The sequence below is a fragment of the Acinetobacter sp. A22 genome (assembly GCF_030913345.1).
GTDB classification, from domain to species: domain Bacteria; phylum Pseudomonadota; class Gammaproteobacteria; order Pseudomonadales; family Moraxellaceae; genus Acinetobacter; species Acinetobacter junii.
In genome coordinates, this window is the sequence record NZ_CP133162.1 from 68,823 (window position 1) to 80,115 (window position 11,293).

Here is an 11,293-nt window from a genome sequence, read left to right on the forward strand (position 1 = left end):
ATCACTCTCATAAAATTGTGAGATTAAAAAAAACCTTAGCTAGTCTGTTTGTGCTTTTAATATTCCTAAACGCTTTTAGGTAACAACGCAGGGAGCAGCCTAACTGGTCTGTGGCTATCCTATCAAAGCAAATCATGAATTACTACTGTTCTGTCCAACAAAACGACAAAATTTGACAAAAATTGGCTAATTTTTGATAGAAAATAACTATTGATAATTGTTTTTTGATTGGTTTGTTGTTTGTTTTCTGAGGTTGTATTTAGTTATTTTTAGTAAAATCAATTGCTTGTATTTTTATTGAGGAATGCAATTTAAATGTAAAAAATATGTAATCTTGTCAACCAATTAAAAAAAGCCACCATTAAGGTGGCTTTTTTATGTTGCCGTTATGTTGATGCTTTGCGTTTCATTTGATCAAAGAAATCATCATTCGTCTTGGTTTCTTTCATTCGATCTAATAAAAATTCCATTGCGGCAAGCTCATCCATTGGATGTAATAATTTGCGTAGAATCCAGACTTTACGTAAGTTTTCTTCACCCATTAAGCGCTCTTCGCGACGAGTACCTGATTTCTTGATGTTCATTGCAGGGAATACACGTTTCTCTGCGATACGGCGATCAAGCGTAATCTCTTGGTTACCCGTACCTTTGAATTCTTCGTAGATAACATCGTCCATCTTACTACCTGTTTCGATTAATGCGGTCGAAATGATCGTAAGTGAACCGCCTTCTTCAATATTACGTGCAGCACCAAAGAAACGTTTTGGACGTTCTAATGCATGAGCATCTACACCACCTGTAAGTACCTTGCCAGATGAAGGAATGACAGTATTATAAGCACGTGCAAGACGAGTAATTGAGTCAAGCAGAATCACAACATCCTTTTTATGCTCAACTAGACGTTTTGCTTTCTCAATCACCATTTCCGCAACTTGTACGTGACGAGCTGGTGCTTCATCGAAGGTCGAGGCAACTACTTCACCACGTACTGTGCGTTCCATTTCTGTTACTTCTTCGGGACGTTCGTCAATAAGAAGAACAATCAGAAATACTTCTGGATTATTACGGACGATTGATTGAGCAATGTTTTGTAATAACATTGTTTTACCCGCTTTAGGCGGTGCAACAATGATTGAACGTTGACCTTTACCAATTGGTGCTACTAAATCTACTACACGTGCAGTGAGATCTTCAGTTGTACCATTGCCTAGTTCCATAACGAGTTGTTCAGTTGGGAACAATGGGGTGAGGTTTTCGAATAAAATCTTATTACGCGAATTTTCTGGTGTGTCGTAGTTAATTTGATTTACTTTTAATAAGGCAAAATAACGTTCACCTTCTTTAGGTGGACGAATTGTACCTGTAATGGTATCACCCGTGCGAAGGTTAAAACGACGGATTTGTGATGGGCTCACATAAATATCATCTGGTCCAGCTAAATATGAACCAGCGGCTGAGCGAAGGAAACCAAAGCCATCAGAAAGGATTTCAAGAACACCATCACCAAAGATTTCTTCGCCATTCATGGCATGGCGCTTTAAAATGGCAAAAATAATATCTTGTTTACGGTTACGTGCCATGCCTTCAAGGCCCATAAACTCCGCAATTTTAATGAGTTCGCCAATGGGTTTTTTCTTGAGTTCAGTTAAGTTCATAAGTGGTCAGACAGAATGGAATAAGTGGAGGATAATGTTAGGGAAAGAATAAAAAATCGACCGCATACATACGTGCTGATGTAATTGTATTAAAACAACCACAATTCAGTAGTCTGGTTCATTGTTTCATAGAGAAATGTGAAAACAATTGTTATTGCCGAGCGGCGATCTTATGTTTGTGTCTTGTAAGAAGCGCGATGAAGTAGATTCCATTCAAAGCTTCTTGATCCAGTAATATAGGTTAAATCAAGGAAAATGTCAATTTATACGAGGAAATACGCTATTAGACTAATAACGTATTTCAAGTCGGGTTCAATCTAAATAAAGTTAGACGTTTTGGTCGATAAATGCAGCAAGTTTTGAGCGAGGAGCTGCGCCAACTTGTTGAGCAACAACTTCACCATTTTTGAACATTAATAGAGCTGGAATATTACGGATATTGTATTTCACAGCTGTTTCTTCACATGCAGTTACGTCGACTTTAACGATTTTTACTTTACCTGCATATTCGTTAGAAAGGTCTTCTAGGACAGGTGCAATTGCTTTACAAGGTGCACACCAACCAGCCCAAAAGTCTACAAGTACAGGAGTTTCAGCATCTAAAACATCTGCTTGGAAGTTTTCATCAGTTGTATTAACAATAGTCGCAGACATAAGGTTGCTCCAAAATTTAGAAATAAAGTGCGAATTCAATCATCATCACGATGAATATTACATTGCTACTTTATTCAATGTAAGGGTTTGTTGCCATTATTCAAGTATCAAAATGAAAAGTCCAATGGATGCTCACGATGTTCACTATCGACTTATACAATCATTTATGTGTTAAAAAGAGAAAATCTGCTGCTTTTATTGCTTAAAATGACTTTAAAATTCTAAGCATGTGAATTACTCTAATGCGTGAATTGAGCATGGGTTTATATGAAGAATGTCTGATTTTCTGATTGATGAAGAATTACTTGCTGCGATTGATATGGGATCGAATAGTTTCCATTTGGCAATTGCTCGTGTAGATCACGGAGAGGTTAAGAAAGTTGCTTCAATGTCAGAAAAGGTTCAGTTGGCCGCTGGACTCGATGAAAATAAAAATTTAACTGAAGCTGCGCAACAGCGTGGTTTGGCTTGTCTAGCTCGATTCGTTGGGCGTTTAAGTTCTGTTCAACCTAATCGTTTAAGAATTGTGGCAACCAATGCGTTACGACAAGCTAAAAATGGTCACGAGTTTATTCAAAAAGCTGCTGAAATTTTACCAAAGCCAATTGAGATTATTGCTGGTCGTGAAGAGGCTCGTCTAATTTATTTAGGTGTTTCTCATACCATGGCAAATGGTGGCAGACGTTTAGTCGTTGACATCGGTGGTGGTTCAACAGAATTTATTATTGGTGAAGAGTTTGAGCCTTTGCATACTGAATCGTTGCAAATGGGTTGCGTTGCCTTTAGTAAGGCATATTTTGCAGATGGTGAAATTTCAACAAAAGCCTTTGATAAAGCGGTAGTTGCTGCGCGTAAAGAGCTCTCTGCAATCGCAAATACTTATAAATCAGAAGGCTGGGATACAGTAGTTGGTTCCAGCGGGACGATTAAAGCTTGTCGCCAGATTTCTGTGAATCTAGGCTTAAGTGATGAGCAAGAAAATCTGACCCGTGAAGGCTTATATAAGTTAAAAGATCGTTTGTTAAAATTCAAACATGTCTCTGAAATTGATTTTGAAGGACTACGCGAAGATCGTCGAGCAGTTTTGCCAGCTGGTCTAGCAATTTTGTACGCTATTTTTGAAGTGATGAATATTGATAAATTGGCATATTCTGACGGTGCATTACGTGAAGGTGTGATGTATGACCTATTAGGTCGATTTAAACATGAAGATATTCGTGACCGTAGTGTGCAAGCATTAATGGGACGTTACAACGCTGATCCTAAACAAGCCGAACGTGTAGTGAATACCGCGCAACAATTGTTTGATGGCGTTGCAGGCGCTTTAAATTTAACGACTGAAGACAGTGACTTACTACGTCGTGCAGCTTATTTACATGAAATTGGCTTAGCGATTAGTCATGGTGGTTATCATCGTCATGGTGCATATTTATTGCAGCATTCTGATATCCCCGGTTTCTCTCAAATCGATCAAAATCACCTCTCTCATCTTGTATCGCACCATCGTCGTAAATTACGTGCAGATGCAAAAAATGATGTAATGAAGGTGGGTGGCAGCCATTTACTTTATTTGTGTTTGCTATTACGCCTCGCTGTTTTGCTGAACCATAGTCGTAGTGATCAGATGCTTCCTGCCATTGAACTGAGTGTTGTAAATGGTCAACAATGGCAACTCAGCGTTTCTGGCGATGCTAAACAATGGCCTTTATTGGTTGCTGATTTGCATGATGAGCAAGTGCAGTTTAAGAATTGGGACATTGAGTTAAATATTCAGTCAGACAATTTTGTTGATTAACAATACATCCTTGTTAGGGATTATCTACGACTTATGAAAAATAAAGCGACTCAGTCCAAGGCTTGGGCTACGGTTCAAATTGCGCGACATCCTGAACGCCCGCAATTTCTAGATTATGTTAGTGAAATCTTTACTGAATTTGATGCACTTCACGGTGACCGTTTGTATGGTGATGATGGTGCCATGATCGGTGGTCTTGCTCGTTTTGACGGACAACCCGTAATGGTAGTTGGTCAACATCGTGGACGTAGTACGCGTGAAAAGTTACAACATAACTTTGGTATGTGTAACCCAGAAGGCTATCGTAAATCACAACGTTTGCTAGATATGGCTGAGCGTTTTAATTTACCTGTATTTACTTTTGTCGATACCATGGGTGCTTATCCAGGTGTTGGTGCAGAAGAGCGTGGACAAGCAGAAGCGATTGCAACCAGTTTGGCTCAGCTTTCTAGTTTGAAAGTGCCAGTGATTGCGACTGTACTTGGTGAAGGTGGTTCAGGTGGTGCGCTAGGTATAGGTGTGGCAGATCGAGTAATTATGCTTTCACACAGTATTTATTCTGTGATTTCACCAGAAGGTTGTGCTTCTATTTTATGGAAAACTGCTGATAAAGCAGCGCAAGCGAGTGAAGCCTTAGCTCTGACTGCTGACAAATTGAAAGCGATTGGAATTGTGGAGTATGTTGTGGATGAAGGTGAGGGGGCACATTTGCAACCTGAGAAAGTCATGCATGATTTGAAAGATGTACTCAAACAAGCCTTAGAAGAATTGCAACCGATGGATGCTCAAGCACGATGCGAAGCACGTTATCAACGTTTAATGAAGTTTGGCAGCAGCAATTTAGGCATCGCGTCTTAGCACAAACACAGCATTTTTCTAAAGATACTCAATTCTTAATTGGGTGCAGCGGCGGCATGGATTCCATGCTGTTGTTGTATCTAATGTCCGAAATTTTCCCAAGTCAAACCCGTTCAATTTATGTTGATCATCAGTTGCAATCGAGCAGTACGGAGTGGGGATGTTTAGTTCAGAAACAATCTGAACAATTAAACATTCCTTGTGTGATCCAAAAAGTACATGTCGATGCAGGAAATCTTGAGCAGCAAGCACGTCATGCACGCTATCAAGCCTATATACAGCATTTAAAAAGCCATGAAATCTTGGTGTTAGCTCATCACCAACAAGACCAAGCTGAAACTCTACTATTGCGTTTATTTTCAGGTGCAGGTGTTAATGGTTTATCCGCTATGCAAGCATATGATGTGCGAAAAGATTTGACGATATGGCGACCTTTTTTAGAGCTCAGTCGACAGCAAATTGAGGAGTGGGCTAAACAAATTGGTTTTGACTATGTTGTCGATCCAACAAATCATGATACTCATTATGATCGGGCATGGTGTCGTGAAGAGTTATGGCCTGTATTAGAAAAGCGCTTCCCAAAAATGCAATCAGCTGTATCACGAACGAGTTATCTGATGCAAGATGCCGCAGAAATTTTAGATGATGTACTGCAAAGTGATTGGAAATTATGTGCAACTGAGAATGAGCTGGATTTAACTCGCCTGTTGGAATTATCGGATGCACGCAAACGTCAATTGTTGTCCGCTTGGATAAAAGGCAAAGATCAATACCGCCCAAGTTATGACATGGTCAAACGGCTTCAAGATGAAGTGATTTTTGCTAAGCCTGATGCACAAGCAACTTTACATATTAATTCTTATTATTATGTCCGCTACCAGAAAAAATTGTATCGTCTAACTCATGCAGAGCTGTACGCAGAAAAGCTTTTTCCTATTCAACCTATTATGAATCAATCTTATAACTTGGAAGAAATGATTCAAACTGCTTCAGGTAAGTTCAAAATATTGACGCAAGATATAGGTCTTTCCAAACAATTATTAAATAAAGATTTAAAATTGATTAAACGTCAAGGTGGTGAAAAAATTCATCTTTACGGGCGAATCGGGCATTGGCCACTGAAAAAAGCGATTCAAGAAGCACAGATTTTGCCTTGGTTCCGTCATACAATTCAAATATTAGTCGTGGAAAATGTTATGCTTGGGGTTTTTAGCCCTAAAGGGTTTTGGTTGGCTCAATCTGACTATATCGAGCAGGGAGGGTGGCAACCAAGTTTAGTTTCAGATTGTCGAGAAAATTCTCCTCAATCTTTTTCAAATGACGAGTAGGAAATGGCGACAGCATTGAATCAAAACATCTGTTTTATTGGCGGCGGTAACATGGCTCAGGCCTTGATCGGAGGATTACTTTCTCGTGGGCTGCCAACAACACGAATTACAGTTTCAGATCCAGTAGAACAAATTCGTCAAATATTAGAAGAAAAAGGAATTCAAACAACCACGGACAATGTTGAAGCAATTCAAAATGCAGATGTGGTCGTACTGGCGGTTAAGCCTCAAGTGTTAGCTACGGTTTTACAACCTTTAAAAGGTTTGCTATCCGATAAGCTGGTTATTTCCATTATTGCAGGCGCAGAAATTCAAACAATTTCAGAGCTGATTGGTGGAAGCCAGCGTATTGTGCGTGTAATGCCAAATACACCTGCTTTAGTACAAACAGGTGCGCACGGTATTTATGCTTCAGAAGCTGTTAATGCTCAAGATCGTGAGTTAACGAATCAAATTTTAGCTGCAACAGGTTTGACGATTTGGGTCGATAGCGAAGCTCAAATTGATGCTGTAACAGCGGTATCCGGTTCGGGACCTGCATATTTTTTCTATCTAATGGAAAGTATGATTCGAGCAGGAAAGAATTTGGGCTTAGATGAGAAAGTTGCAACAGCACTAACGTTGCAAACAGCATTGGGTGCAGCCCAAATGGCAATTACCAGCTCTAACTCACCATCAGAATTGCGTAAAAATGTGACATCTCCAAATGGTACGACTCAAGCTGCATTAGAGGTATTTGATCGTGCGCAGATTTCACAAAATATTCAAGCAGCGCTTGCGGCAGCTCAGAAACGTAGTCAAGAGCTTGCACAAGAGTTAAGTGAAAAGACTAAATCAGTTTAAGTAGGATAAGACAAGTATGGGTGCAAGTTCTGCGCTAATTTTTGGTGTTTTGATCAATGTCGCAATTTTATTGGTCTTTTTCCGTTTTTTAATGCAATTGGCAGCGGTTAGCCCTTATAACCCAGTTGTACTTTCAACTGTTAAAGCGACCAAAATTGTAGATATCCTAAGTCGTAGTTTGCCAACCGTAGGCAAAGGGCGCGTCAATTTAGCGGCAATTGCTTTATTGATTGTGCTTTATTTGTTGAAAATTTTCGGGTTGATGTATCTATCAGGGCAGATGCCCCATAGTGCTGTCTATCTTGTAATTACGACATTCGTGACGATGATTCAGGATTTGATTCGTTTCTGTCGCTACTTGATTTTTGCAACGATTATTTTGAGTTGGGTGGTGATGTTTACACAGTCACGCTCACCATATATCGAAGTTATTCAGGAACTCGCAGAACCTTTACTTGCGCCTTTCCGTCGTTTACTACCAAATATGGGGATGATTGATTTGTCACCAATTTTGGCTTTCTTGGCGTTGTATATTGCTGAGATTTTGATGAATGAAGCTGCAAAAGTTCTGTTGACTGGTCTTTGATCGGTTTGAAAATAAAAAAAGGATTGTGTCAACACAATCCTTTTTTTATATCTACAAATTAGTGTGCGGCATCCCAGTTTAGACCTTGTCCAACTTCCACCACAAAAGGTACGGAAATTTCTAATACGGACTGCATCACATCAGCAATTTGTTTTGAAAGTTCATCTGCAATTGCCACATCAGCTTCAAAAACCAATTCATCGTGCACTTGCAGTAAAAGTTTAGCTTGATCTTTAGGCAAAATTTTATCAACGGCAATCATTGCAAGTTTAATGATATCTGCTGCACTTCCTTGTAAGGGGGCATTAATCGCCGCTCGTTCAGCTGCTTGCTTGATCATTTTATTTGTTGCCAAAATATCAGGTGTGTATAGACGACGACCTAAAATGGTTTCTACAAAACCTTGCTCACGAGCAATCTGACGTGTACGTTCCATATAATCCAATACACCTGGATAACGTTGGAAATAACGTGCAATATAGCTACGTGATTCTTCACGAGTGAAACCAAGTTGACGGGTTAAGCCAAACTCAGACATGCCGTAAAGCAACCCGAAGTTAACCGCTTTAGCTTGGCGACGTTGATCATTGGTTACGTTTTCAATAGCGATTCCCAATACTTCAGAGGCAGTACGACGATGAACATCCTGACCTTGTTGAAAAGCGTGTACTAAAGCATCATCTTGAGAAAAATGAGCCATTAAGCGCAGTTCAATTTGTGAATAGTCGGCTGCAAGTAAGACACGACCTTCGGGAGCGATAAATGCTTTACGAATTTGGCGACCAATTGGTGTACGAATCGGGATGTTTTGCAGATTAGGATCAGTAGAAGATAAACGCCCTGTCGCAGTTAAAGCTTGATGATAGCTAGTATGTACACGATGGGTTGCATCATGTGATTGCTCAACTAATCGATCAGTATATGTATTTTTGAGTTTTGCCAAGCCGCGATGTTCTAAAATCACTTCCGCTAAAGGATGTTCGATTTTTTCAAGAATACTTTCACTGGTGCTGTATTGTCCTGTGGCAGTTTTCTTACCGCCTTTAATTCCCAACTTATCGAATAGAACCTCTCCGACCTGTTTAGGCGAGGCAATATTAAACGTTTCACCTGCAAGCTCAGTTGCTTGATTCTCTAATGTTTGCATGGTGTCGGAGAATTCTACACTGAGCTGATCTAAGAATTTATGATCGAGCTTGATTCCATCTTCTTCCATGCCTGTCAGTACTCGTGCAACAGGCATCTCAATATTGTGGAGAATATTAACGAGTTCAGGATGACTTTTTAGTTTTGAAGAAAGTACTTCATACAAACGATAAGTGACGTGTGCATCTTCGGCTGCATAATGTGCTGCAACTTCGAGTTCAATCTGATTAAAGGTTTTTTGCTTAGCACCTTTACCTGCAATTTGTTCGAAAGTAGTTGTCAGGTGGCTGAGATAAACACGTGCTACATCATCCATGCCATGACGAGTTGCAGCAGCATTCAAAACATATGAAGCTAGCATAGTATCGAAGTACCAGCCTTGGATTGTGATACCATGATTGGCAAAGATATGAGCATCATATTTTAAATGATGACCAATTTTCTTGACTTGCTCATTTTCTAAAATTGGCTTGATTTGTGCTAAAACTTGTTCCCGACTGAGTTGTTCAGGAGCACCTTCATAATCATGAGCTAGAGGAACATAGTAGGCTTCATTGGCATCAAATGCGATTGAGAATCCAACCAGTTCAGCCACTCGATAGTCTAAGTTGGTGGTCTCTGTATCAATTGCAAAGTGATCCGCTTGTTGCATACGTTGCAACAATTGCTCCCAGTCAGCTTGTTCTAGTACAGTATGATAAGTCGCCTCACCTAATTGATCATCTTGGCTTGAAAGATTTGCATGATCTTCTATCGCTATAGATTCAGTTTTTTGTTCAGCTTTGACAATACTTTGAGAGGTCTGTTGATAAACAGGCGTATTTGGATTATTGGGATGATCCAAAGATTGTAATTGGTTACGGAACTCAAGTTCTGTGTATAAGTGCCGAAGTTGTTCGGTGTTCGGTTGACTCAATTTTAAATCATGCCAATCTAACGCGAGATCGAGGTCACAGACGATACTTGCCAACTGGTGGTCAATTTTAATATTGTCTAAATTATCTTTGATATTCTGACTGAGTTTACCTTTGAGTTGATCCACGTTCGCAATAATATTATTGAGTGAACCATACTCTGTTAATAGTTTTGCTGCAGTCTTTGCGCCTACTCCTGGAACACCCATGATGCCATCGGATGCATCGCCCATGAGCGTAAGATAATCAATAATTTGATGAGGGTGTACGCCAAATTTCTCTAATACACCTGCCTCATCAAGTACACGTTCTTTAAAACTATCTTCAAGTTTGACATGTGGATTAACAAGTTGAGCCATATCCTTATCACCTGTCGAGATTAAGACATGATGACCTTCTGATAATGCTCGTTTTGTTAATGTCCCAATAATATCATCCGCCTCTGCGCCAGGAAGGCTATATAACGGGATGCCAAGAGCTTTGATTAGGGCATGTAAATAAGGAATTTGTTCAGATAACTCCTCCGGCATGCTTGGACGATCACCTTTATATATGGGTGATAATTTATGGCGGAAAGTTGGTTCTGGAGTATCAAAAATAACAGCCATATGTGTTGGCTGGGTACGACGCATTAATTTCTGAATCGCTGAAATAGCACCACGAATTGCATTAGTATGTAGGCCAGTAGACGTCGTTAATGGCGGTAAAGCGTGAAAAGCACGAAATAGAAAATAAGACCCGTCAACCAAGACAAAAGGTGGCATTGCGCAAATCCTTATTATGAACTGCGAGCTATTTTACGTGAAAAAGCAGTCCATGTCCTTGCTAAGCAGAACGATGATGACGATCTATGTCGTTTAAAAATTGCAGTTATTTGTATGTAAAAATGACGGTTTATAGACTGATCAAGTAAGATACGATTAATAAAGCTGTAATCATTGATATAAGTCTATGTATAAAAAAGATAAACAGGGAATCGTGACTGTTTTAGTTGTGCTGACAGTATTACTAGCATCAGCGATTGCATTTCAATGGCAAGGCACTATTGTTGCTTCTGCGATTGGTTTAACTGTTGCTATTGTGCACATTCTTTCAGAAATTCATGCTCGATTACGTCAACTTGAATATGATGCTCCAAGTTATTTTGCTCAATCAGCTACAATTGGTGCTCAGAAGATCGTGATTTATAGTGCTGCATTAGTCGCACTTTTTGCCTATGCAAATACATGGATGTGGTTGGCAGGCGGTGCATTGTTAGCGTTGTTACTTTGTCTTATTCAGACGATCAGTAGCTTTCAAACGCGGTTATTGCATTTAGAACAATATGGAAAAACAGACGTCCAAAATGATTTAAATAGTGTTTCTGCTCATATCAACCAAGCTAATCAATTATCAACACCTAATCATTCTGTCTCTGAAAGTCAGGTGCAACATCCAGCTATATGGATGCAAGCAGAATCTTCATCATCAAAAGAATACTCATTAACTCCAGAGCCATCTCAGAAGCAATTATC

Annotated in this window: 8 protein-coding genes and 1 pseudogene; 6 read left to right on the forward strand and 3 right to left on the reverse strand. The window is 39.6% G+C overall.

What is annotated here, in order from left to right; all coding sequences use genetic code 11:
* Window positions 1-386: 386 nt before the first annotated feature.
* Together rho and trxA are read right to left on the reverse strand one after the other, a co-directional pair.
* Complete coding sequence (gene rho / locus Q9Q86_RS00350; RefSeq protein ID WP_004955720.1) at window positions 387-1,655, reverse strand: transcription termination factor Rho; 1,269 nt, start codon at window positions 1,653-1,655, stop codon at window positions 387-389.
* A gap of 327 nt (window positions 1,656-1,982) precedes the next feature.
* Window positions 1,983-2,309 carry a thioredoxin gene (gene trxA / locus Q9Q86_RS00355; RefSeq protein WP_004906753.1) on the reverse strand — a complete coding sequence of 109 codons (327 nt, stop codon included), beginning with the start codon at window positions 2,307-2,309 and terminating at the stop codon, window positions 1,983-1,985.
* Between the two features lie 274 nt (window positions 2,310-2,583).
* On the opposite strand from trxA, the gene ppx reads away from it, so the two are divergent.
* From ppx to Q9Q86_RS00380, 5 genes are read left to right on the forward strand one after another with little or no spacing between them, the layout of a single operon-like run.
* On the forward strand, window positions 2,584-4,104 hold the full coding sequence (gene ppx, locus Q9Q86_RS00360; protein WP_004906756.1) for an exopolyphosphatase: 1,521 nt from the start codon (window positions 2,584-2,586) through the stop codon (window positions 4,102-4,104).
* A 33-nt stretch (window positions 4,105-4,137) separates the two neighbouring features.
* Window positions 4,138-4,962 (forward strand): acetyl-CoA carboxylase carboxyltransferase subunit alpha, encoded by an 825-nt coding sequence (locus Q9Q86_RS00365; RefSeq protein WP_004906758.1) that lies wholly within the window; start codon window positions 4,138-4,140, stop codon window positions 4,960-4,962.
* The gene (tilS, locus tag Q9Q86_RS00370) at window positions 4,899-6,290 is read left to right on the forward strand and encodes a tRNA lysidine(34) synthetase TilS (protein WP_112987206.1); all 1,392 of its coding nucleotides are present in this window, start codon (window positions 4,899-4,901) and stop codon (window positions 6,288-6,290) included. Before Q9Q86_RS00365 ends, tilS begins: the two co-directional genes overlap by 64 nt.
* A 3-nt stretch (window positions 6,291-6,293) precedes the next feature.
* Window positions 6,294-7,133: a pyrroline-5-carboxylate reductase gene (proC, locus tag Q9Q86_RS00375; RefSeq protein WP_112987207.1), complete on the forward strand. Its 840-nt coding sequence runs from the start codon at window positions 6,294-6,296 to the stop codon at window positions 7,131-7,133.
* Window positions 7,134-7,149: 16 nt separating this feature from the next.
* Window positions 7,150-7,719: a YggT family protein gene (locus tag Q9Q86_RS00380; protein WP_004906765.1), complete on the forward strand. Its 570-nt coding sequence runs from the start codon at window positions 7,150-7,152 to the stop codon at window positions 7,717-7,719.
* Window positions 7,720-7,777: 58 nt separating this feature from the next.
* On the opposite strand, the gene polA is transcribed toward Q9Q86_RS00380, so the two are convergent.
* A complete protein-coding gene (gene polA / locus Q9Q86_RS00385) occupies window positions 7,778-10,543 on the reverse strand; it encodes a DNA polymerase I (RefSeq protein WP_112987208.1) in 2,766 nt (921 codons plus the stop codon).
* Window positions 10,544-10,730: 187 nt separating this feature from the next.
* Here polA and Q9Q86_RS17435 point away from each other — a divergent pair.
* Window positions 10,731-11,105, forward strand: a pseudogene (locus Q9Q86_RS17435) (DUF2339 domain-containing protein); the annotation flags it as partial.
* Window positions 11,106-11,293: the final 188 nt, after the last annotated feature.

What these genes read in the sequence shown, in the direction of transcription:
- ppx (WP_004906756.1), top strand. Translation starts at nt 2,584, where the DNA reads ATGTCTGATTTTCTGATTGATGAAGAATTACTTGCTGCGATTGATATG.
- polA (WP_112987208.1), bottom strand. Translation starts at nt 10,543, where the DNA reads ATGCCACCTTTTGTCTTGGTTGACGGGTCTTATTTTCTATTTCGTGCT.
- proC (WP_112987207.1), top strand. Translation starts at nt 6,294, where the DNA reads ATGGCGACAGCATTGAATCAAAACATCTGTTTTATTGGCGGCGGTAAC.
- tilS (WP_112987206.1), top strand. Translation starts at nt 4,899, where the DNA reads ATGCGAAGCACGTTATCAACGTTTAATGAAGTTTGGCAGCAGCAATTT.
- Q9Q86_RS00380 (WP_004906765.1), top strand. Translation starts at nt 7,150, where the DNA reads ATGGGTGCAAGTTCTGCGCTAATTTTTGGTGTTTTGATCAATGTCGCA.
- rho (WP_004955720.1), bottom strand. Translation starts at nt 1,655, where the DNA reads ATGAACTTAACTGAACTCAAGAAAAAACCCATTGGCGAACTCATTAAA.
- Q9Q86_RS00365 (WP_004906758.1), top strand. Translation starts at nt 4,138, where the DNA reads ATGAAAAATAAAGCGACTCAGTCCAAGGCTTGGGCTACGGTTCAAATT.
- trxA (WP_004906753.1), bottom strand. Translation starts at nt 2,309, where the DNA reads ATGTCTGCGACTATTGTTAATACAACTGATGAAAACTTCCAAGCAGAT.